18 protein-coding genes, 1 pseudogene and 1 other annotated feature are annotated in these 24,279 nt (G+C 40.3%); of the genes and pseudogenes, 17 read left to right on the forward strand and 2 right to left on the reverse strand.

Going from position 1 to position 24,279, the window contains the following annotated elements; translation table 11 throughout:
- Positions 1 to 5 precede the first annotated feature (5 nt).
- On the reverse strand, positions 6 to 935 hold the full coding sequence (gene speB, locus F4694_RS03025) for an agmatinase (RefSeq protein ID WP_179595411.1): 930 nt from the start codon (positions 933 to 935) through the stop codon (positions 6 to 8).
- A gap of 493 nt (positions 936 to 1,428) precedes the next feature.
- Here speB and F4694_RS03030 point away from each other — a divergent pair, with 493 nt between their 5' ends.
- The 13 genes and pseudogenes from F4694_RS03030 to F4694_RS03090 all read left to right on the forward strand — a co-directional run bounded on the left by F4694_RS03030 (position 1,429) and on the right by F4694_RS03090 (position 17,152).
- Positions 1,429 to 2,775 carry an APC family permease gene (locus F4694_RS03030; RefSeq protein WP_308806256.1) on the forward strand — a complete coding sequence of 449 codons (1,347 nt, stop codon included), beginning with the start codon at positions 1,429 to 1,431 and terminating at the stop codon, positions 2,773 to 2,775.
- A 188-nt stretch (positions 2,776 to 2,963) separates the two neighbouring features.
- Complete coding sequence (locus F4694_RS03035) at positions 2,964 to 4,253, forward strand: Glu/Leu/Phe/Val family dehydrogenase (protein ID WP_179595412.1); 1,290 nt, start codon at positions 2,964 to 2,966, stop codon at positions 4,251 to 4,253.
- Between the two features lie 26 nt (positions 4,254 to 4,279).
- Complete coding sequence (locus tag F4694_RS03040; protein ID WP_179595413.1) at positions 4,280 to 4,570, forward strand: SAV0927 family protein; 291 nt, start codon at positions 4,280 to 4,282, stop codon at positions 4,568 to 4,570.
- 22 nt (positions 4,571 to 4,592) lie between these two features.
- Entirely contained in the window at positions 4,593 to 4,841 is a 249-nt protein-coding gene (locus F4694_RS03045) for a biotin/lipoyl attachment domain-containing protein (protein WP_179595414.1), read from the forward strand.
- 94 nt (positions 4,842 to 4,935) lie between these two features.
- Entirely contained in the window at positions 4,936 to 7,071 is a 2,136-nt protein-coding gene (locus tag F4694_RS03050) for a sigma 54-interacting transcriptional regulator (protein ID WP_179595415.1), read from the forward strand.
- Between the two features lie 205 nt (positions 7,072 to 7,276).
- Positions 7,277 to 8,749, forward strand: coding sequence for an aldehyde dehydrogenase family protein (locus tag F4694_RS03055; RefSeq protein ID WP_179595473.1), 1,473 nt, complete (start codon positions 7,277 to 7,279; stop codon positions 8,747 to 8,749).
- A gap of 21 nt (positions 8,750 to 8,770) precedes the next feature.
- On the forward strand, positions 8,771 to 10,144 hold the full coding sequence (locus F4694_RS03060) for a putrescine aminotransferase (protein WP_179595416.1): 1,374 nt from the start codon (positions 8,771 to 8,773) through the stop codon (positions 10,142 to 10,144).
- A gap of 30 nt (positions 10,145 to 10,174) precedes the next feature.
- Entirely contained in the window at positions 10,175 to 11,542 is a 1,368-nt protein-coding gene (gene gabT, locus F4694_RS03065; protein WP_179595417.1) for a 4-aminobutyrate--2-oxoglutarate transaminase, read from the forward strand.
- 40 nt (positions 11,543 to 11,582) lie between these two features.
- Positions 11,583 to 13,004: an NAD-dependent succinate-semialdehyde dehydrogenase gene (locus tag F4694_RS03070; protein WP_179595474.1), complete on the forward strand. Its 1,422-nt coding sequence runs from the start codon at positions 11,583 to 11,585 to the stop codon at positions 13,002 to 13,004.
- Positions 13,005 to 13,165: 161 nt separating this feature from the next.
- Positions 13,166 to 14,350: a CaiB/BaiF CoA transferase family protein gene (locus tag F4694_RS03075; RefSeq protein WP_179595418.1), complete on the forward strand. Its 1,185-nt coding sequence runs from the start codon at positions 13,166 to 13,168 to the stop codon at positions 14,348 to 14,350.
- A gap of 12 nt (positions 14,351 to 14,362) precedes the next feature.
- A pseudogene (locus tag F4694_RS03080) lies at positions 14,363 to 15,580 on the forward strand (acyl-CoA dehydrogenase family protein).
- Entirely contained in the window at positions 15,568 to 15,876 is a 309-nt protein-coding gene (locus tag F4694_RS03085; protein ID WP_179595419.1) for a DUF3870 domain-containing protein, read from the forward strand. Before F4694_RS03080 ends, F4694_RS03085 begins: the two are co-directional and overlap by 13 nt.
- A gap of 136 nt (positions 15,877 to 16,012) precedes the next feature.
- The gene (locus F4694_RS03090; RefSeq protein ID WP_179595420.1) at positions 16,013 to 17,152 is read left to right on the forward strand and encodes an HAD family hydrolase; all 1,140 of its coding nucleotides are present in this window, start codon (positions 16,013 to 16,015) and stop codon (positions 17,150 to 17,152) included.
- A 305-nt stretch (positions 17,153 to 17,457) separates the two neighbouring features.
- Here F4694_RS03090 and serA read toward each other — a convergent pair whose 3' ends face one another.
- Entirely contained in the window at positions 17,458 to 19,092 is a 1,635-nt protein-coding gene (gene serA, locus F4694_RS03095) for a phosphoglycerate dehydrogenase (RefSeq protein WP_179595421.1), read from the reverse strand.
- A gap of 324 nt (positions 19,093 to 19,416) precedes the next feature.
- Positions 19,417 to 19,622, reverse strand: a binding site (T-box leader).
- A gap of 259 nt (positions 19,623 to 19,881) precedes the next feature.
- Here serA and F4694_RS03100 point away from each other — a divergent pair.
- From F4694_RS03100 to F4694_RS03115, 4 genes are all read left to right on the forward strand, one after another.
- Positions 19,882 to 21,177 carry a homoserine dehydrogenase gene (locus F4694_RS03100; RefSeq protein ID WP_179595422.1) on the forward strand — a complete coding sequence of 432 codons (1,296 nt, stop codon included), beginning with the start codon at positions 19,882 to 19,884 and terminating at the stop codon, positions 21,175 to 21,177.
- Positions 21,174 to 22,235 carry a threonine synthase gene (gene thrC / locus F4694_RS03105; RefSeq protein ID WP_179595423.1) on the forward strand — a complete coding sequence of 354 codons (1,062 nt, stop codon included), beginning with the start codon at positions 21,174 to 21,176 and terminating at the stop codon, positions 22,233 to 22,235. Before F4694_RS03100 ends, thrC begins: the two co-directional genes overlap by 4 nt.
- Complete coding sequence (gene thrB, locus F4694_RS03110; RefSeq protein ID WP_179595424.1) at positions 22,232 to 23,155, forward strand: homoserine kinase; 924 nt, start codon at positions 22,232 to 22,234, stop codon at positions 23,153 to 23,155. The genes thrC and thrB overlap by 4 nt, the downstream gene beginning before the upstream one ends.
- Positions 23,156 to 23,484: 329 nt before the next feature.
- Positions 23,485 to 24,234, forward strand: a complete 750-nt coding sequence (locus F4694_RS03115) for a glucose 1-dehydrogenase (protein WP_179595425.1) — start codon at positions 23,485 to 23,487, stop codon at positions 24,232 to 24,234.
- The last annotated feature ends 45 nt before the right edge of the window (positions 24,235 to 24,279 follow it).

Genomic DNA, 24,279 nt, shown 5'->3' on the forward strand with positions numbered 1-24,279 from the left:
GGATCTTATTTTATTTTTAGTGCAACAAGACTGGCAAAATCATGGATGATAGTTGCCGCGAGTAAGGAGGTAATCTGGGTTGGGTCGTATGGAGGTAAAACCTCAACCAGATCAAAACCAATAAAATTAAATTCTGTTAGGGAACGAATGATTTGTAAGGTTTCAAAGCTGTTTAACCCGCCAACCTCAAGCGTCCCTGTTCCAGGAGCGCAGGAGGGATCAACAAAATCGATATCAAAACTGAGAAAACATGGTGTATCCCCAATTTTTTCTTTCATTTCCCTCACAACATTTTCATAGCCACGTTCCTTTAATTCAGGAGTTGTAATCACATGATACCCTAAATCATTACTTGAATCGATATCTCCAGGATGATTAAGGGTTCCGCGGATACCAACCTGAAAAACCTTATCCGGAATTAATAAATTTTCTTCATATGCACGAATGAATGGTGAGCCATGCCAATATTTTTCTTCATAATAAGTATCCCATGTATCTGTATGGGAATCGAAATGAATTAATGCTACAGGGCCGTGGATTTTGGCTGCTGCTCTAAGATTTGCTAAGGTAACGGAGTGGTCTCCACCTAGTCCTATTGGGATAATCCCTTTCTCCATTAACTCCATTACTGCTTTTTCCATTACCTCATAACTTCGATGGATATTATGAGGAATAACCGATACGTCGCCAATATCGATGGCGTTGCATGCATCAAATGGGTACACCTTATGAATAGGATGGTATGGGAATAACGTCATGGAAGCTTGACGTATTGCTTGAGGTGCAAAGCGAGCCCCTACTCGAAATGAAGCCGCTGTATCAAACGGCAGGCCGACAATTGCTAATTTAGCATTTTCTCTGTTTGATGGTAACCTCATAAAGGTCCCTGTTGTACAAAACTCTGGTTTAACATCAGGTGTTAGTGGATATTGCATCTCTTTTTCCCTCATTTCCTATTTTACTTTTTAATAATGCAATTTTTGTGCCATAAACAAATCGTGCCCGTGTGGCGACAGTTTTATAGAAAACAGTAACGAATAGGAGTTATTCGTGCCAGTGCAATGACAGTTTTATAGAAAACGGTAACCAATAGCCCTTTTTCATGCCGATGAAGTTACTTTTTTTAGTTGACGGAAACGATTATATATGAACATTCCATAGTGACAAGTCGTTATTTAATATGGAATAATGTATGCATAGTTGAATAATTCATAAAATTTAAAACCTTCTATTATTTGTTCGTTATAACCCATTATTTTTTTAAAAACGGATAAACACAATGGTATTTTCATGAAATTAAATTTGGCATATAAATTGCATAAATACATAGTGAAATTAGAAATAAGTGGAGGGGGAATAGAAAATTTATTGTAGACAAAGGGGTAACATCAGAATGAAAACGCTTTAATTTAAGAGGGGGAATGATATGTGGAAAATGGAGTAAAGTTGAAAAGATCGTTAAAGCTATGGCAGGTTATCATTATGGGTTTAGCATATATGACACCTATGGTAGTATTTGATACATTCGGAATTGTTTCCGGTGAAACAAATGGGCATGTACCTGCTGCCTATGTCATTGCCTTGATTGGCATGCTTTTCACTGCTGTTAGCTACGGAAAGCTGGTACGGGTTTTCCCACAGGCGGGGTCAGCCTATACCTATACCCAAAAAGCGATGAACCGGCATCTCGGTTTTCTTGTTGGCTGGTCTTCTTTACTTGATTATTTATTTTTGCCAATGGTAAATGCGTTGTTAACAAAACTTTACTTAAATGCCTTGTTTCCGTCCGTTCCAGATTTTATTTGGGTATTATTATTTGTTGGCATTGTTACCCTCCTTAATTTACGAAGTGTTAATGCTCTGGCAAATTTCAATACACTTTTTGTTCTTGTACAAATACTAATCATGGTTGTCTTCATCATCCTAGTTATTAAAGGTCTTAATGCAGGAGAAGGAACGGGAACGGTTTTTAGCATGCAGCCGTTTTTTGTTGAGGGTATGAATATTCCAATCCTGATAACAGGAGCAACAATACTCTGCTTTTCATTCCTTGGCTTTGATGCTGTTACAACATTATCGGAAGAAACGCCAAATCCAGAAAAAACAATTCCAAAAGCAATTCTTCTTACAGCTTTATGGGGAGGGGTAATCTTTATCACCACCTCATTTTTTATCCAATCATTTTTTCCAGATAATTCGAGGTTTATTGAATCAGAGGCAGCATTACCTGAAATTGCCCTTTATGTTGGCGGGAAGCTGTTTCAGTCGATCTTCTTATGTACAACCTTTGTGAATACCCTTGCATCGGGACTTGCCTCCCACGCAAGTGTTTCCCGTCTCTTGTATGTCATGGGGCGCGATAAAGTATTCCCCGAAAAATGGTTTGGATACGTACATCCAAAATGGAGAACACCTGCGATAAATGTTTTAATCGTAGGAGTGATTTCATTATCTGCGTGGTTCTTTGATTTAGTAACAGCCACTTCACTCATTAATTTCGGGGCATTAATGGCCTTTACGTTTGTTAATCTTTCGGTAATTAGTCATTTTGCTGTCCGTGAAAAAATGCACCGTACTCCAAAGGGATTTTTTGATTATGTTATCATGCCGTTAATTGGAGCCGGATTAGTTGGAGTCCTTTGGATCAATCTTGAGCTTAGTTCTTTAATCATGGGTGCCAGCTGGTTCCTCATCGGACTTGCCTATCTAGTATTTTTAACAAAAGCCTTCAAGGTTGCACCTCCTCAATATAAGGCAGAAGAAGCTGAAGTATGATTAGATGAAAAAAATACGCATTCCAGCCTCAGGAATGCGTATTTTTTTATGTTTAAAATTTATGCAAATTTGAATAATACAGTCATTTTTTCATAATATCCATTCTTTTACGCTAGAAAAACGTTAATAAATCATTTGGCACGGAACTTGCTAATTAGATTAATAACAATAAAAAATGAGGTGTTATAATGGCGATCGAATCTTTAGATTTGAAAAAGAATGAGGGTGTAAAGGAAAAGGATAATTCACTTATTGAGTTTCAGGAAATTCTCAAGGAAGCTGTTGACATACTGAACTATCCTCCTCAAGTCTTCGAATTCTTAAAAAAGCCAATGAGATTTTTAGAAGTGAGTATTCCTATTCGTATGGATAATGGGCAAACAGAGATTTTCCAGGGCTACCGGGCACAGCATAATGATGCTGCAGGACCGACTAAGGGAGGTATTCGCTTCCATCCAGATGTTACGCCAGAAGAGGTGAAAGCGCTGGCTGGCTGGATGAGTTTAAAATGCGGCATTACGGACCTTCCATATGGAGGGGCAAAAGGAGGAATTGTCTGTGACCCGCGGGAAATGAGTTTAGATGAGCTAGAACGCTTAAGCAGGGGGTATGTAAGAGCAGTCAGCCAAATAGTCGGACCGACGAAAGATATTCCGGCACCTGATATGTATACCAATTCGCAAATCATGGCATGGATGCTCGACGAGTATGACCATATCCGTGAATTCGATTCGCCGGGCTTTATTACCGGGAAACCGATCGCTTTAGGAGGATCCAAAGGTAGGGAAACAGCAACTTCGAAAGGTGTACTATATACCCTTCAAATGGTATGCGAATTGAAGAGCATTCCGTTAACGGATATGCGAGTCATTATTCAAGGCTTTGGAAATGTAGGCAGTTATTTGGCTCATTATTTATATGACCTCGGGGCAAAGGTAATTGGGATTGGTGACGCACTTGGTGGTTTATATGACGAAAATGGCTTGGATATCCCTTATCTCCTAGAAAATAGAGACTCTTTCGGTATCATAACCAACCGCCCTGCTAATAGTATCACCAATCAAGAACTGCTGGAAAAAGAATGTGATGTCCTGATTCCAGCAGCCATTTCAGGCGTAATCAATAAGCAAAATGCGAGCAGGCTTAATTGCTCTATTGTGATTGAAGCAGCTAATGGACCTACAACCAAAGAAGCTCTAAAAATTTTGGATGAGCGTGAAATTCTTGTTGTTCCTGATATTCTTGCAAATTCAGGTGGTGTCATTGTTTCCTATTTTGAGTGGTGCCAAAACAACCAAGGTTACTACTGGACAGAGGAAACGGTAGATACTCGATTGAAGGAAAAAATAATAGACAGCTTTAAGAATGTGTATAACACCGCTGAAAAGTATGGAGTGAATATGAAAATTGCTGCTTATATTGAGGGAATTAAAAAACTGGCAGAAACCTCGAGGCTAAGAGGCTGGTTGAAATATTAAAATATCTAATGTAAAGGAGAAGAGAAATGAAGCTTGATATTTTGTCTGAACAAAAAGATCAACAGCTACTACATTACTTTTGTCTCTTATCAAAAAACCACCGCTATGATTTGGCCATTGGTTATTCGAGCCATTTTTATGGCAAGGCAATGGTCACTTCGATGCAAACAGGGAATATGGTTTTACTTTGCCAGGAGGATACCTATACTCCCCATTATTGGGCTGATCGTCTAGGAATTGAAGAAGAGGATATTACAGAATTTCAAGATTTTTTTGGCCTGGTATTACAATCAGGGCCCTTTCAGGAACAATACTAGCAAAAAAAAGGGGAGTGATACGATGTATTTTGGAGTGGTACTTAGTCCATGTCATGGGGTTGTTGAAAAAGTTTCAATCCAAAGTGAAACACGGATATATGAATGGGAACCATTATTTCAAATAAAAACGGCTGAAGGCAATATTCAAATGATTCAAACCGGTTTAAGCGGTGAGGTAGAATCACTGGAGGTTCAGGAAGGGGACCAAGTTATTCCCGGCATGGTCCTTGCCTTCATAAAAGAGGATTTATTTGTAACGGGCAGTGATTAAATACAAAGAAAGAAGATGGATACTGCATCTTCTTTTTTTCTATTTAAAAAATTCGAAATAGTGATAATATAAGAGTGGAAAGGGGGATAATAAGATGTTTTCCGTCGCAAAAGATAAGATTAAGCCAATAATATCTATCACTATAGGTGAAGAAGTTGTATTGAAATCGACTTTAAGCCAATGCAAAGAACCCTTTATATTCTTAAAAAAACAAGGTCAATTATTTGCCTATGCAACAATCAATGATCCATTAATCGAGCTGCTTGAAAGCAAAAATTATTCCATAGAGGCTTTGTTAGATCAGGGAAAGTCTATTAAAAGTATTTGTTTCCTAAGCAAGAGTATTTCTTTCCCCTCCTTGTTCCAGATTATTGGTGAACCTTTCGCGATCATAATAGGTGACGATGGTGAACCAATAGGATACATACGAAGAGAAGATGTTTTGGCTGAACTTTTTAAACAAGAAAATAAAAGTGTAGATTTATTGAAAATCCTTCTTACCTCAATACCTATGGGGATTTTTGTATTAGATAAGGAGAAACAAATCATTAATTGCAATGAATCAGGGTTAACAATGATTAAATCTACTATTGAACAGGTGCTTAATTATCCGGGTGGAACTATTTTTAGCGCTCAACAGATTAACAACGTATTTGCTACAGGAAAAACGATTTTAAATCATCTAGAAATAACCAATGACACGGGAGTTCTCGTCGATTATTGTCCTATATTATCCGATGATGATGCAGTTGAAGGGATGATCATAGTTGTTCAGGATCTGCCAATGGTCGAGGATATGGCCAACGAAATCGAATATGTTAAGGATCTGAATCGAGATTTGAATGCGATATTGTCAAGTATTTATGATGAGATTCTTGTGGTAAATGCCATAGGGGAATTAATTAGATACAGTGACAACATTATTCAAGATTTCTGGAAGGTAGATCTTAAAGAGTTGATTGGAAAAAACATCCTCGAACTTGAGGATCAGGGACTTTTTACACCATCGGTTACAAGATTAGTAATCGAAAAAAGAAAAAAAGTTTCGGTCGTCCAGGAAACAAAATCAGGCAGAAAAATTCTTGCGGTTGGTAATCCTGTCTTTAATGAAAAAAATGAGCTGGACCGGATTATCATTGCCTCAAGGGATATTACCGAAACTACGCGATTAAAAAGTGAACTCCAAGAAATACGAAAAATAACGGAACAATATAAAAAAGAATTAGATGATTTTAAAAGTAAAGATCGCTTTTTAAAAAAGCTCATTTATTGCAGTCCTAAAATGGAAAAGATTATGAATCAGGTAAAGAAAATTGCTGACTTTTCATCGACCGTCCTCCTTAATGGTGAATCTGGTGTGGGTAAAGAGGTGATTGCTCAAGCAATCCACCAATTAGGAAAACGCTCATCAAAACCATTTCTTAAACTGAATTGTGGCGCAATCCCAGAAAATCTTTTAGAAAGTGAATTGTATGGGTACGCAAAGGGTTCGTTTACAGGTGCTGATAAAAATGGAAAAGATGGTTACTTTAAACAAGCGGATGGAGGAATATTGTTTCTTGATGAAATCGGTGAAATGCCGCTGCATCTTCAAGTAAAGCTTTTGCGTGTTCTTCAAGAGCAAGAGGTTATTCCTGTTGGCAGTACAGTACCTATTAAGGTGAATGTCCAGATCATTGCAGCCACCAATAAAAGGCTTGAAAAAATGGTGGAAAATGGAACTTTTAGAGAAGACTTATTCTACCGGTTAAATGTTATTCCAATTCAGATTCCGCCGCTCAGGGAACGGACTGAGGATATCTCTTTACTGGCCTTTCATTTTTTACAGCAGTTAAATGAAAGGTATGATCGCAATTATCATTTAACACCAGACGCCATTAATGTGCTTGAATTTTATTCGTGGCCGGGAAATGTCCGTGAATTACAAAATATTATTGAAAGATTAGTAGTTACAGCTGATCATCCTGCCATTGATGCTGAGTTTGTCAGTCAGTTTTTATCGCTGGGCTTTGATAATAAAAAGATAAAGCCTATGATTACTAGAGTTATACCGTTACAAGAGGCGATTGAACATGTAGAGGAGCAGCTGATTGTTCTGGCTATGAACCAATACAAAACAACCACAAAGGCTGCAAAAGCATTAGGAATCAGCCAATCCTCAGTTAGCAGGAAGTATCAAAAAATACTAAATGAGAAAAATATTAAAATTGAAAACTTATCTTCCATATAAATTAAAGCTGTTTCAGATTACATTCTGAAGCAGCTTTTTTATCTATGCAAAAATAAATACAGTTATGCAATTTTGAATAACTATAAATGTTTTTTGGGGTAAACACACGATTATGGCCACTTTTCTTTTTTGGCACAGTTCTTGCAACTATAGATAGTAAGAGAGAATAAAGGAGGACTTGATAATGGTCGAGATAAAAAACCGCATTGCTAACCTTAAGATGTTTATTGATGGTGAATGGAAAGAGTCTGAAACTCTGGAAACACGTCCAGTTATTAATCCAGCAAATGGAGAAGTAATTTCATATTCCCCTGAAGGAACAGCTGTTGATGCACGAGCAGCGATCTTTGCTGCTCGGAGGGCTTTCGAAGAAGGTGTATGGTCAGGAATATCAGCTCAGGAGAGAGCCTCCTATTTATTTAAAATCGCAGACAAAATTGAGGAATATGCAGATGAATTAACACAGCTTGAGACGATGGATAATGGCAAACCATTAAGGGAAGCTGGATTTGATATCGGTGATGCGGCAGCGTGTTTCCGTTATTATGCGGGGCTGATTACTAAGCCAGACGGCTATACCTATCATGTAGCTGATCCAATGCAGGCGATGGTTGTCCGTGAGCCCGTTGGAGTATGCGGTCTGATTGTTCCATGGAATTATCCACTGTTAATGAGTGTTTGGAAAATTGCGCCGGCTTTAGCCGCTGGAAATACAATCGTTTTTAAACCGTCAGAAGTAACACCGGTTACACCGAAGAAGCTTTTTGAAATCTTTGAAGAAGTGGGACTGCCAAAAGGAGTAGCCAATATGGTAATGGGAGCCGGCCCTGTTGTTGGGCATGAAATTGCTTCCCACCCTGAAGTGGATATGATTTCGTTTACCGGCGGCACGAAAACAGGTAAACATATCATGAAAACGGCAGCCGACACGATGAAGAAGGTATCCTTAGAATTAGGAGGCAAATCACCCAATATTATTTTTGCGGATGCTGATTTTGAAACGGCAGTTGATTATGCACTATTTGGAATATTTTCTGGTTCAGGTCAAGTGTGCTCAGCAGGGTCGAGAATTCTAGTAGAAGAAAGTATTTATGATAAATTTGTTGAACGCTTTGTTGAAAGAGCGAAGAAGATTAAGGTGGGAGCAGGAAATGATCCAATAACTGAGATGGGGCCGCTTGTAAGCGAGCAGCATTTGGAAAAGATTTTACATTACATCGAGGTTGGTCTAGAAGAGGGTGCAACCATTGCTTGCGGCGGGAAACGAATTGTAAGTAAAGGCTTAGAAAAGGGCTTTTTTGTTGAACCAACTGTGTTTATAAATGTAAAACCAGAAATGAAAATCGTTCAAGAAGAAATATTTGGACCTGTTGTTGTTATCCAGAAGTTTCAGGATGAAAGTGAAGCTGTAAAGCTTGCAAATAATACGATTTATGGACTTGCTGGCGCTGTTTTTTCAAATGATGGGGCAAAAGCGTTAAGAGTAATTAAAAAGCTTCGTGCCGGTATTACTTGGGTGAATTCCTATCACCCAACCTATAATGAAGCACCATGGGGCGGTTACAAGCAAAGTGGAATTGGACGGAGCCTTGGAACATTCGGGCTTGAGGAATTTCAAGAAATTAAACAAATCAATATTAATTTACAAGTAGAGCCAATTGGCTGGTTTTCCAACTAATAGATGATGAGGAGCGATCATATGAGTATCGATTTATCACGAGAGACAAAGACTGAGCAGAATCAACAAGTAAGCGAATACATTAATAAGGTTTTAAGTTTAATAGAAAAGGAAGAGGTTAATAAGGAAGAAGCAGCCTGGATTACAAAGGAAACGGTCGATGGATTCCGCGAACATGTTAACCCAGGATTTTTAACCTACCGTAAATCGGTAACAAAGGATGGACAATTTGCAGCTGTAGAATGGTCAGACAATGGTGCCTGCTTTAAGGATGTAAACGGCAAAGAATATATTGATTGTCTCGGCGGCTTCGGTATCTATAATGTTGGCCACCGTAATCCCAAGGTCGTAAAGGCAGTAACAGATCAACTGAAGCGTCAAGCTCTCCACAGCCAGGATCTGCTTGATCCATTGCGTGCAATGCTGGCGAAAATTTTAGCAGATATTACCCCTGGTGATTTGAAATATGCGTTTTTTACCAATAGCGGAACAGAAAGTGTTGAAGCAGCATTAAAGCTCGCGAAAATGTATAGTGAGCGAACGACCTTTATTTCAACAACACGCGCTTTCCATGGTAAAAGTCTTGGCTCTTTATCTGGAACGGCCAAAGGAATGTTCCGTAAACCATTCCTGCCATTAATCCCTGGATTCCGCCATGTACCATTTGGTGATATCGACATGATCAGAAAAACATTTGAAGTCTGTGCGTCAGTCGGAGAAGATGTTGCTGCGGTGATCTTAGAGCCAATTCAGGGGGAAGGCGGAATTATCCTGCCTCCAGAGAATTACTTAAAACAGGTTCGCGAGCTATGTGACCAATATGGTTCTCTGTTAATTTTTGACGAGGTCCAAACGGGTATGGGGCGGACTGGAAAAATGTTTGCAGCTGAATTATACGATGTGGTCCCGGATATTATCTGTCTAGCTAAAGCGTTTGGCGGCGGTGTAATGCCAGCAGGGGCGATTGTTGCTAGAGAAGAAGTATTCAAAAGCTGGTTCCCGAACCCATTTATGCATACAACGACATTTGGGGGCAATCCACTAGCATGTGCAGCTGCTATTGCCACTATTGGTGTTTTAATCGAGGAAAATTTACCAGAAAGGGCATTAGTAGTTGGGGAGTATTTCCTCAAAGAGCTAAAAGAAGCAGCGAAAGGACATGAAGACAAGGTCCTTGAAATTCGCGGACAGGGATTGATGATCGGCATTGAATTCCATAAGGATGAAATCGGATATGAGGTTTCCAAAGGGATGTTTGACCGTGGGATCCTTGTGGCAGGAACATTAATCAACTCGAAGACGATACGAATTGAACCGGCATTAACGATTGGCTATGAAGAGGTTGATATGGTAATCAGCACCTTTAAGGAAGTTTTAAGTCTGGTAAAAGCATAACGATTTATTTTTATAGGGGGGAGCACGGAGTTGGAAAAGAAATTTGTTAAGATCCAAACACAGATACCCGGACCAAAATCAGAAGAAATGTTGGAGCGGAGAAAGAAATATGTGCCAAAGGGCATAAGCAATAATTGTCATTCCTTTGTGAAAAAGGCACATGGTTCTCTAGTTGAGGATGTGGACGGTAATATTTTGATAGACTTTGCTGGAGCGATTGGAACATTGAACGTTGGCCACACCCATCCGAGAGTGGTCAGGGCCCTGCAGGAGCAGGCAAGTCAATTTATCCATACAGGGTTTAATGTCATGATGTATGAGTCTTATATAAATCTTGCCGAGAGGCTGTGTCAGCTTGCACCGGGTGATTTTAATAAGCAGGCAGCTTTCTTTAACAGCGGTGCAGAAGCAGTTGAAAATGCCGTTAAAATCGCTAGAAAATATACAAAACGCCAGGGGATTATTTCCTTTACAAGGGGGTTCCACGGCAGAACGTTAATGACGATGACGATGACGAGCAAGGTCAAGCCATACAAGTTTGGCTTTGGACCGTTTGCTCCAGAAGTTTACAAGGCGCCATATCCATATGTTTACCGCCGCCCTGAAGGGTTGAGCGAACAACAATATAATGAAATGATTATTGATCAATTTGAAACGTTTTTATTAGCGGAAGTGGCTCCTGAAACGATTGCTGCGGTTGTCATGGAACCCGTTCAAGGAGAGGGAGGATTTATCGTCCCAGATAAAGCGTTTGTTCAAAGAGTTAGAGAAATTTGTAGACAGTATGGAATCTTGTTTGTAGCAGATGAGATTCAAACGGGATTCGCCCGTACCGGTAAATATTTTGCGATCGAACATTTTGGGGTTGAGCCAGATTTAATCACGATTTCAAAATCAATGGGTGCAGGAGTGCCGATTAGCGGGGTCATTGGCCGAGCGGAAATTATGGAAGCAGCAGATGTTGGCGAGATAGGTGGAACCTATTCCGGAAGTCCACTAGGCTGCAGGGCCGCACTTACGGTCCTCGATATTATTGAGAGTGAAAACCTTAATGAAAGGGCTCAAAAAATAGGTAAAAGAGCTACGGAGAAAATGAAAGAGCTCGCAGAACGTTTCGATAGCATTGGAGATGTCCGTGGTTTAGGGGCCATGTGTGCAATGGAAATCGTTAAAGATCGTCACAATAAAACTCCTGATAAAGAGGCAGTTGGAAAAATAGTTAAAGCCGCAGGTGAGCGGGGGCTAATGCTGCTAAGCGCAGGGTTGTATGGAAACGTGATCCGCCTTCTTATGCCGTTAACCATCACAGATGACCAGTTGGAGGAAGGATTGCAAATTCTGGAGGAAGCCTTTGAAGCAGTATACCTAAATAATCCTGCTGTGTCGGCTGGGAGGTAATGTAATGGACATTGTAGAGCAGAAATATCAAATCTATCCAATGTATTTAGATGGAAAATGGGTTGGGAATGATTATGAGGTGTTTAACGAGATTATTAACCCAGCAACCCAGGAAGTTTTAGGGGCAGTGCCAACTGGGGGTGCTTTTGAAGCGGAGCAAGCCGTTGATGCGGCCCATAAATCCTTTAAAACTTGGTCGAAAAAGACAGCTGATGAGCGCTATCAGCTCCTGATGAAATGGTATCAATTGATTGATGAGAACAAACATGAAATTGCCAGGATTATGACGATGGAGCAGGGGAAACCATTAAAAGAAGCATTGGGTGAGGTCCAATATGCCAATGGCTTTATCTCATGGTACGCGGAGGAAGGGAAAAGAATCTATGGAGAAACGATTCCGGCTTCCCAATCAAATAAACGAATTCTTGTTAGAAAAGAACCTGTTGGGGTGGTCGCAGCGATTACCCCTTGGAACTTCCCTGCAGCGATGATTACTAGAAAAGTAGCACCAGCCCTGGCAGCAGGGTGTACCTGCGTGGTAAAACCGGCCAATCAGACCCCGCTAACTGCGTTAAAGATGGTAGAGCTTGCTCATGAAGCAGGAATCCCAAATGGAGTAATTAATGTAATCACGGGCAGGGCAGCAGAAATCGGCGAAACGTGGCTGAAGGATCCCCGTGTAACCAAGATAACCTTTACAGGATCGACTGAAGTAGGGAAAACGCTGATGCGCGGTGCTGCTGATAATGTTAAAAAGGTGTCGCTGGAGCTTGGAGGAAACGCACCGTTTATTGTCATGGATGATGCGAATTTAGAGAAGGCTGCAGAGGGATTGGTACAATCGAAATTCCGAAATGCGGGTCAGACCTGTATATGTACAAATCGTGTATATGTGCAAGAGGGAATAGCGGATAAATTTATTGGGCTTTTTCAGGAAGAACTAGAAAAGCTTAAGGTTGGAAACGGACTCGAAGAAGGGACAGACATCGGCCCATTAATTGATAATGCAGCTTATAAAAAAGTAGAAGCTCTTGTGAATGATGCAGTTAGTAAGGGAGGAAAAGTTACTTACAGCGGGCTAAAACCTGCTGAAGATAACGGCTATTTCTATGCCCCAACTATTTTAACCGCAGTTCACGACGATATGGAATGTATGAAGGATGAAATCTTTGGTCCTCTGGCACCGATTTCGACCTTTAAAACCGAAGAAGAAGTGATAGAGCGGGCAAATAATTCCCGGTTTGGCTTAGCTGCTTATGTTTATACAGAAAATCTAAGCCGTTCATTCAGAATTACAGAACAGCTTGAATATGGAATCATTGGTCTTAATGATGCCCTGCCATCAGCTGTTCAAGTTCCATTTGGCGGCTATAAAGAGAGCGGCCTTGGCCGTGAAGGCGGTCACTTCGGAATTGAGGAATTTTTAGAAGTAAAATATATTTCAATTGGGTTAGATATATAGTTTTCATTTTGTAACGAAAAAGGGAACTGCTAAATTCGTTTCATCCTCATGCCAGAGGAAGATTCACGAATAAATGCCAGTGAAACCTTCAGTGACTTATTTGTCATTGAAAGATTTCACTGGCTTTTTTCAAATTTCTATTAAAAATGAGGTGGGCAGGAGTGCCGGGACCATTATATGGAATGAAAGTAATCGATTTATCCAGAGTTTTAGCCGGACCATATTGCACGATGATCTTAGGAGATATGGGGGCGGAAGTAATAAAGATTGAAAGTATTGACACAGGAGATGAAACGAGGGGATGGGGACCGCCTTTTGTGGAAGGAGAAAGTGCCTACTATCTATGCGCCAACCGAAATAAGCAAGGAATCACTCTAAACTTGAAGTCGGAACAAGGCATAGAAATTTTACAAAAGCTTATTTTAGATGCTGATGTAGTAATCCAGAATTTTAAGCCTGGAACTCTCAAGCGACTGGGCTTCGGTTATGAGGAAATGAAAAATTGGAATAAGGGAATTATCCTAGCATCGATCAGCGGTTTTGGCTCTACTGGACCATACTCCCATCTGCCAGGCTATGATTATATGATTCAAGCAATGTCAGGATTAATGAGTATTACCGGAGATAAGGACGCCGAGCCTGTCAAAGTCGGGGTAGCAATTGCTGATGTACTAACCGGGTTGTATACCTGTATTGGAGTCTTAGGGGCGATACACCATCGAAACACGACTGAAGAGGGACAGGAAGTGGATATCTCCTTATTTGATTCCCAGTTGGCTGCAATGGTGAATGTTGCGAGTAATTATTTATGTTCCGGTCAGATTCCAGAAGGTCTTGGCAATGCCCATCCAAATATAGTTCCCTATCAGGTGTTCACAGCAAGCGATGGTGATTTTGTGATTGCGGTTGGAAATGATCAGCAATATCGAAAGCTGGCTGTTCTACTTGAAGACCCATCACTACTCTCACAAAGGTACGAAACCAACGCCGGCAGACTGCAATATAAGGACGAATTAGTAAGCCGTATTGCCAAGAAAATAAAAACGAAATCAAGAACACAATGGAAACAGCTTCTTGATGTGGCGGGTATCCCAAATGGCCCGATTCATAATGTCAAAGAAGCATTAGAGTCAGAGCAGGCGATTTCAATAAATATGATTGTAGATGTAAAGCATACGAAAATTCCTGATTTAAAGCTGGTCGGTTCACCGTTAAAATTTTCAAAAACGGAGGTAAATATTGAACGACACCCGCCATTGCTCAGAGAACATACAGAAGAGGTTTTAATAAAACTGGGATATTCTATATCAGAAATTCATGCTATGAAAAAAAACAAAATTATATAGGGGGAAAACTAAATGAATTTTTCATATACCGAAGAACAGAAAAGCGTAAGGAAGGTTGTTAGAACATTTGTTGATCGTGAAATTATTCCTTTTATTAAGGAGTGGGATGAGCGGGGCATTTTGAAACCAATATTTTAAAGCGCTTAGCAGATTTGCAGCTTATGGGTGTATGTATCCCTGAGAAATATGGCGGTGTTGGTATGGATTATAATACGCTAGCTATCATTTGCGAGGAATTAGAGCGGGGGGACACTGCCTTCCGTACCGCTGTTTCTGTTCATACCGGCTTAAACAGCATGACGCTATTGCAATGGGGAACAGAGGAACAGAAACAAAAGTATCTTGTTACCCAGGCTAAGGGTGAAAAAATAGGGGCATTTGGACTCACAGAACCAAACGCTGGCTCTGATGTAGCGGCAATGGAAACGACGGCTGTAAAAGACGGAGATGACTATCTATTAAATGGCTCGAAAACATGGATTTCCTTATGTGACGTTGCCGATCATTTCTTGACTTTCGCCAAAACGGATCTGGGAGCGAAGCATAAAGGGATCTCCTGCTTTATTGTTGAACGATCCTTCCCAGGGGTGTCGACAAAAGCGATTAAAGGAAAGCTCGGCATCCGCGCAGGGAATACGGGGGAAGTGTTTTATGTTCGGGTTCCCTCAGAGAATATGCTTGGATATGAAGGCGAGGGCTTTAAAATTGCCATGGCTGCGCTTGATAACGGACGGTTTACTGTTGCTGCAGGGGCATGTGGGACCATCATGGCATCGCTTGAGGCAAGTGTAAAATACTGTGAAGAACGAAAAACATTTGGCAAAGAAATCGGAAGGAATCAGCTTGTCCAGCAAATGATAGCAAAAATGTATGCAAACCTTGAGATTTCCCGTCTGTTAGTCTTTAAAGCTGGCTGGTTAAAAAACCGCGGTAAACGCAACACCCAGGAAACTTCATTGGCAAAATGGATTTCCTGCGATGCCGCCTATGAAGCAGCAAACGATGCTGTGCAAATACACGGTGCATACGGCTTCTCTAATGAATTTCCGGTTGAGCGTTATTTACGGAATGCAAAAGCACCCGTTATTTATGAAGGGACAAGAGAAATTCATACGATTATGCAGGGGGAATATTGGTTACCGCGAGGATAAACCAATACGAAAAATGCTGCCTGCCTGGCCATTTGAAGAGATGTTGATAAAAGGATATGTGATAGTATGTCTGGAATAAAAACCTATTTCCTCGCTGGTCATGCCCGCCTGCCGCAGGGGATGGCAGCCCAAAGTGTATTTGATTCTTTAACGATTACAGTTGAGATTGATAAAAAATATGGTGTCATTATCCAGTCCTCCTGCACCCTTGCCACTGACCATGGGAGAGAATATATTCAACAAATATTAAAGGGACATAGCTTACAGGATGGGATTGATGAAATCGTTGAAATGATAAGAGCGGGATACCGGGGGAAAGCGGTCAATGCGCTTATAGCATCGGTAAAAGATTTATACAGCCAATACAGCCAATAAAATATACGAACAGCTTAACAAAAATCGTTAAGCTGTTTTTGAGTTACAGTGTTTTTTCAATCATTATTTACTTTAAATATAGGTCTTCGCTGTGTTACGATAACGGAATAAAGTGGAATGGAGAAGGGGCGGTTAGATGATTAAAACAGTATTGTTTGACGTGGATGGAGTGTTGTTAAGTGAGGAGCATTATTTTGACGCATCAGCTTTAACCGTTTGGGAATTGTTAATCAGCAATAATTATTTGGGATTGGCTCCTGAAAATTTCAAAACAAACTATAGTGCAGCAGAAATTAAGACTATTCGAGAGAACGTGTTTGGAAAAAATGATGATGTCCTTAAGCTAATGAAGTCAAGAGGACTTAATGCGAATTGGGATATGATTTATTTGTCCTTTGGTCATCAATTAATTCATCTTTTATCTCAAATAAAGGAAAAAGAGGATGACAGAATCAATAGTTGGCTGCAGGAACCAATTGATAGAGAAGTACTTCTTGAAATGGGCAGGGTATTACAAAAATATGAGGTTAACTTAGATTTCGATAGATTTATTTCCGATTTTGCACAGTCAACGGAAACAAAGCAGGAATTGTTCAATTATCTAAATCAATTAGCTTCAGTGCAGCTTGGGGTTCAAACAACCATCTTTAGTGGAATCAGCACGCTTTGGTCAGTATGTGAGCATACCAGTCAGGAATGGTATGTTGGCGATGAGAATGTGGAAAAGTCCACTGGCAGACCTTCTGTGCAGCTGGGAAAGAAAGGTTTTTTAGCAAATGAAACCACATTGGCAGATAAAGCAGAGATACAAGCTCTCTTTACATTCCTTAAGGAATCTGGGGTAAAGATCGGGATTGGAACGGGGAGACCTGAGCTTGAAACGATTCAACCCTTCCACCATCTGGATTGGCTAAAACTCTTTGATGTAAATTATATTGTCACAGCGGATGATGTCCTAAAAGCAGAAAATGAGCTTGTTGAAAGACAGTCATTATCTAAACCACATCCTTTTACATACATTATGGGTCTTAATGGAAGGAAAACATCAGTCGAGACATGTTTAAATACACCACTGCCAATTGAAAAAGGTGAAGAGGTTCTAGTGGTGGGTGACTCGTTGGCAGACTTGCTAGCTGCGAGAAAAATGGGCTGTCAGTTTGCAGCGGTTTTAACAGGGCTATCAGGAAAAGATGCGAGAAGTGACTTTGAAAAGTACGAGGCAGACTATATTCTCGATACAGTGCTTGATGTGAGGGGACTAATCGAGAGAAACTAAGAGGGATCTGAGCAACCCCTCTTTTTCTGCTTTAACGGACTTCTGTTGGTTGATCTGATTCCATCAGAAGTGATACTTTAGTGATCGAAACCTACTTCCAGCTTGAACGAGCGAGATGAGCGTCTATTCGTTACAGTTGAATCGCCCTTTTCAGTTAGTACGGGCACGAATAGCTCGTATTCGTTACCGTTTAACCTCCCTGCCTACTTGCAACGGGCAAGAATAGCCTTTAGAACCACTCCTCAGCCTCAACCCTCAAAAAATAAAAGACCAAATCCATAACAGATTTGGTCATCATCAATTAGTTATTTAATTTTCTCTAACTCAAGTCTTCCTGGATAAAATGAATCAACATTATCTAACTCTAAAGATTGTGCTTCGTTTAAACCATTAATGAGTGTAAGGGCGCGGATCACCTCTGGAGTAAGCTGCTTATCAAGTGTCAACACCATGATCGCTTCTCCGCCAACAGTGGTTCTGCCTACTTGCATCGTTCCGATATTGATCTGATAGTCCCCAAGAAGAGATCCAACTTTACCAATCATACCAGGCACGTCCTGATGTTTGACAAGTAAGAGATGGCTTTCAGGTCTTACATCAATACGATAATCGTTGATTTTTACGATTCTGGCACCATAGCCGTTTAAGACTGTCGCACCTATTTTAGCTGTTTCAGAGCCTTTTGTAATAGATAGCTCCATATAATTGGCGAAACCTTTATTAGAGGCATTTTTTTGCACATTATAGGAAACACCTTGCTCCTTTAAAAGATGAAGAGCATTAATCAAATTAACTGAGTCACTTAAATGATAGGAAAGAATTCCTTTAATCATGGTTCGAGTTAATAGTTCTGTATCTTCTTCAATTAAATCTCCATAATAATTAATTTCGATTTTAGAAGGAGCATGTTTTAATAGTTGAACTACCAGCTGCCCTACATGTTCTCCAAGCAATAAGTATGGCTGCATTTTTTGCTGCGTTTCACCTGACATTTGCGGCATATTCACCGCATTGCGGATGGACTGCGTTTCAAGGATTTCAATAATTTCTTCACTAACCTCTTGTGCAACTTTTTCCTGTGCTTCTACAGTAGAAGCCCCTAAATGCGGGGTCACAATAATATTTGGATTATCCAGCAATGCTGGGTCGGCAACTGGTTCCTTTTCAAAAACATCGAGTGCTGCACCTGCCACGTGGCCTGCTTGAATCGCCCGTACCAACGCCTTTTCATCAATAATTCCGCCTCGTGCGACGTTGATAAATCGTACTCCCTTTTTTGTCTTGCTTAAGTATTCATCGTTCACTAAACCTTTTGTATCATTTGTAAGTGGTGTGTGAATGGTAATGAAATCTGACTCACGAGCGATTAAATCAAGACTAGCTTTTTTCATTCCAAGTTTCTCGGCTCTTTCCTCTGTTAAATAAGGATCGTAACCTAAGATATTCATGCCAAAGCTCTTCGCACGCTTCGCTACTTCCGTTCCGATTTTACCCATGCCAATGACACCAAGCGTTTTTTTGTATAATTCTACTCCCTTGAAAGAATTTCGATCCCATTCTCCTCCAACTGTCTTTTTGTGAGCTTGAGGAATCATCCTTGCCATAGAGAGCATCATCGCTAGGGTATGTTCTGTTGCAGCAATCGTGTTGGCACCAGGAGCATTTATGACGATGATTCCTTTCCCTGTTGCAGCATTCACATCGATATTATCTACCCCTACACCGGCTCTAGCAATTACCTTAAGCTTGTCAGCATATTGAAGCAGTTCTGCACTTACTTTTGTCTGGCTCCGTACAATTAAAGCCTCGTAATCTCCAATAATATTCTTTAGCTCTTCGAACTTTAATGTAGGCTGACGCTCTACAATAAAATTAGGGTGGTCAAACAAACTTTTTAAACCAGTATCACTAATGCCATCAGTTACAAGTACCTTAAACATTTCTAACTCATCCTCTCATTTCTAATTTAATAATGAATGGCTGTGTTAAACTGGGCTGTTGATTTGCGCTCCACTAAGGAAAGCTTCTTCGAATAATCATCGCAGGGACAGGCGGTTTATGCCTGTCACGAGGCGCTACGCTTTCCGCGGGCTCGCCCGTGAGCCTCCTCGGTCATTCCGACCTGCGGGGTCTCACTCAGCTCGTTCATCCCGCAGGAGTCGAGCGCCTTCCGCTCCAATCAACAGGTTCTAAAAGCAAAAGTTTGTATTAACACAGCCTTAATAAATAAAAAGCCCCCCATAACAGGACAGATTTGTCTTGTTATGAGGGACGTGATCTACGTGGTGCCACCCTCGTTTGCTGCTTAACAGCAGCCTCAATCGGTTAACGGGTATCCCGGGCATTCCTACTGAATTTCAGTCTGCCAGTTCAGAAGGGCTGGGCGAAAGTTTAAGAAATTGCACCGGTTCACAGCAGCCACCGGCTCTCTGAAGCATTCTCTTAATGCCGTCTTCATCATCACTTTTAATTTGAGTATTTACCTGAATTTAAAGAATATTCTACATGGAGACCTTTAATATTGTAAAGGGTTAAAAAAAATAATTTTTCGATTATTCAAATTTAAAAATTTTTATTAAAAAGCGAGGCCAATACTGGTACAGCAGTAAGCGATTACATTGAATTTTTAAAAAAATTAGTCTATTGTAAATATATTGAGAGAATAATATAATGTCTACTATATATAGACAATTGTACGTATGTAGGAGACAAAGCGGGAGGGTTCAATAATGAAAGCAATCCAAATTGGGTTACTCGGTTTAGGAACAGTTGGTTCAGGGGTTGTAAAAATTATCAAAAATCACCAAGATAAATTAATGCACCAGGTCGGTTGTCCTGTTGTCATCAAGAAAATCCTGGTCCAAAATATACATAAAACAAGACCGTCTGAAGTGGATCCAGCGTTGTTAACGTCTACTCCATCAGATATCCTGCATGATCCTGAAATAGATGTTGTGATTGAAGTGATGGGCGGGGTCAAGGAAACAAAGGAATATTTGCTTAGTGCCCTCCGTCAAGGAAAGCATGTTGTAACGGCAAACAAAGATTTAATGGCCCTTCACGGATCAGAATTGTTAACTGTTGCTTCTGAAAACGGCTGTGATTTGTTTTATGAAGCCAGTGTAGCTGGAGGTATTCCAATATTAAGAGGGCTGGTTGATGGTCTCGCCTCTGATCGGATTACGCAAATGATGGGTATTGTAAATGGAACTACTAATTTTATTTTAACAAAAATGAGCCAAGATGGGTTAAATTATGAAGATGTTTTGAAAGAGGCACAAGAGCTGGGATTTGCAGAAGCTGACCCAACATCAGACGTTGAGGGGTTAGATGCGGCCCGTAAAATGACTATTTTAGCGACATTAGGATTTTCGATGAATATAGAGCTTGATGATGTACAGGTTAAAGGAATATCCAACATCACAGAAGAAGATTTACGATATGGTAAACAGTTAGGCTATACAATGAAACTATTAGGATATGCTCACCGTGAAGGGGAAAAAGTAGAAGTAAGTGTACAGCCTACATTTTTATCTGACAATCATCCATTGGCAGCGGTTCAAAACGAGTATAACGCTGTTTATGTGTACGGCGAAGCTGTTGGTGAAACCATGTTCTATGGACCGGGAGCAGGAAGCCTGCCAACTGCGACAGCTGTTGTTTCAGATTTAGTCGGAGTAATGAAAAATTTAAGACTCGGAGTAAATGGACGCAGTGCTGTTACACCACAGTATCCTAAGCGCTTAAAGGATGATAATGAAAAGTACTCTAAATACTTCTTACGAATCCATGTACAGGATGAGGTTGGTGTATTTGCTGAACTTACCTCTATTTTTGCGAAGTATGGTGTCAGCTTTGAGAAAATACTACAGCTTCCAGTGAAGAAAAACGAAACATCTGAAATTGTCTTAGTGACACATAAAGCATCACTCACAAATTATGATGCAATCCTTTATGAATTAAATGATTTACCTGCCGTTAAAGAAGTTAAAAGTGCATACAGAGTGGTGAGAAAATCAATATGAGATGGCCAGGATTGATTGAGGCTTATAAAGAATTTTTACCAGTGAGTCATGAAACACCTGGTTTAACATTAAATGAAGGGAATACCCCGTTAGTAAAGTTAGAGCGTCTTTCAAAGGAATTGGATGTTGAGCTTTACGTTAAACTTGAAGGAGCAAATCCGACCGGTTCCTTTAAAGACCGCGGAATGGTTATGGCTGTAGCAAAGGCAGTTGAATTCGGCAGTAAAACCGTTATCTGTGCTTCTACCGGAAATACTTCTGCCGCAGCCGCTGCATATGCAGCACGTGCAGGTTTACGCTGTATTATTGTGATTCCTGAAGGTAAAATTGCCTTAGGAAAGCTTGCACAAGCGATGATGTATGGAGCTGAAATTATCTCAATCGAAGGAAATTTTGACCAAGCCTTACAAATGGTTCGTAATATTAGTGAGGAAGAACCAATCACTTTGGTTAATTCTGTTAATCCATTCCGTTTAGAGGGACAAAAAACTGCGGCGTTTGAAGTATGCGATCAACTAGGGGTTGCACCCGATATACTAGCGATACCTGTTGGAAACGCGGGTAACATTAGTGCTTATTGGAAAGGGTTTAAAGAATACGCAGCCCACAAGGGGACGAGACTGCCGAAAATGTACGGATTTGAAGCAGCAGGAGCATCAGCACTTGTTCATAATACCGTGTTTGAAAATCCAGAAACGATTGCAACAGCGATACGAATTGGAAATCCTGCCAGCTGGGATCTAGCTGTTTCTGCAGTCGAAGAATCCAATGGTCTATTTGATGAAGTCAGTGATGATGAAATCATAGCCGCCTATAAAAAAATTGCCTCCTCTGAAGGAATCTTTGCTGAACCAGCATCATGTGCGTCTATCGCTGGAGTGATGAAGTCCTTACAAAAAGGCAAGGTTGAAAAAGGTTCAAAAATCGTCGCTGTTCTTACCGGAAATGGCTTAAAAGACCCGGATACTGCTATTCAAAGCAGCTTGGTAGATGTGGAAAAATTGCCAAATGACGAGCTTGCCGTGACACAGCATATTAAGGGAGTTGTCACCGTATGACACTAAATGATTCGAAATTTGTAATTAAAGTTCCAGCGAGTTCTGCTAATCTTGGCCCAGGCTTTGATTCAATCGGTGTCGCACTAACACTTTATTTAACGTTAGAAGTAGAGAAAAGTGAGAAGTGGGAATTCTATTCCACAGCCGAGGAATTAAAGGATCTCCCATCAGATGAACAGCATTTTATCTGCCAAATTGCTCTGCAAACAGCAGCAAAGTATTGCAAGGAATTGCACCCTTGTAAAATAAAGCTTGAGAGTGACATTCCATTGGCACGCGGTCTCGGTTCAAGTGCTTCAGCTATTATTGCTGGAATTGAGCTTGCTGATTACATCGGTGAGTTAGGATTAACAAAACAAGATAAGTTATTGCTCTCAACAGAGATAGAGGGTCATCCAGATAACGTCGGTGCATCTTTATATGGGGGTCTTGTCATCGGCAGTTATCAGCAAGGTGAGGTGGATATTATCCCTATTACAGACGTTTCTTTTGAAATGGTTGCTGTAATCCCCAAAGAAAGCTTATTAACGAAGGATTCCCGTGGTGTCCTGCCGACAGAATTTTCGTATTCGAATGCGATTCAATCTTCGTCTATTTCAAATGTGTTAGTTGCAGCACTTCTTAGTCAAAACTGGGAGTTAGCAGGTAAAATGATGGAAAAAGACCTTTTCCATCAGCCCTATAGGAAACCATTGATTCCTTTTTACGGTGATGTAGAAAACTTCGCTAAGTCTGAAGGAGCATTCGGTGTTGCCTTAAGTGGTGCTGGTCCAACTGTTTTATGTTTTTGTGAAAAAGGAAAAGGTCTATCACTTGAACAATCCATTCAATCCACTTTTCCTGAAATGACAGCTAAACTACTTAGCATAGACTATACAGGAAGCAGTATATTCACAGTTAATAATTGCACAGCAAATTAGGGCCGAGAAGAATCGGCCCTTTAATTATTAGTTAAATTAATACTACCCTTTTACTCCTTGCAACCACTCCTCATAACACTCATCACAAAGAATTTCATCTCTTTCGTTATTTGAGCTTAAAAAAGTAACATAGTGATGTTGCTTTTCCTCGATTTCATTGACACAATAGAAGCACTTTTCCGGCATATTCCTTTCTCCTTTTCTTAGATGTTTCCTTAGTTTTTCTTGAAATTGATTTTTGTTACATAGAAAAAATCGCCACTTTATTTCCAATTAATTCACTTTATAAGTTAAACTACATGTAAACCAGATTGAAGAGGTGGATTTGCATGGATTTTATTAATAAGGTAGTCGTTGTAACCGGGGCAGCAAAAGGAATTGGGCGTGGCATTGCAGCTGCTTATGCCGAAAATGGGGCAAAAGTTTTGATTGCTGATGTGGATGAAACTGCAGGTAAACAGACAGAATCTGAATTTAAAAAAATGGGGTCAGATATACTTTTTGTGAAAACAGATGTTAAAAAAGAAGAAGATATTATTAACCTTATGGAAACTGCAAAAAAGACTTACGGTAGGATAGATGTGTTAATCAATAATGCCGGCAAAGGGTTATTTAAATCACTGTATGAAGTAACTGTGGAGGAATGGGATGATATTATCCAAACCAATTTGAGAAGTGTCTTTCTCTGCTCACGTGAGGGTGCAAAGTATATGCGTGAGAATCAAGAAGGAGGATCCATTGTTAACATTGCTTCGACTCGAGCGCTCATGTCTGAACCAAATTCTGAGGGATATGCAGCAACAAAGGGAGGAATTGTGGCAATCACGCATGCTTTAGCCTCCTCTCTAAGCAATGACAGGATTACTGTAAATGCGATATCGCCCGGTTGGATTCACACTGGTGACTACTCACAATTAACAGACGTTGATCATAATCAGCATTTTTCTAAACGCGTTGGTAAGCCGGATGACATTACAAGGGCATGTTTGTATTTAACAGCAAGAGAAAATAATTTTGTAACGGGAATTAATCTAGTTGTAGATGGCGGTATGACGAAAAAAATGATTTATGAAGAATGAGATTTGGTAATTCTAGAAAAACCTATTTCTGCCATTTGGGCTAAT

The sequence above is a fragment of the Neobacillus driksii genome (assembly GCF_013409995.1).
In the GTDB taxonomy this organism is placed as follows: Bacteria; Bacillota; Bacilli; order Bacillales; family Cytobacillaceae; genus Neobacillus; species Neobacillus driksii.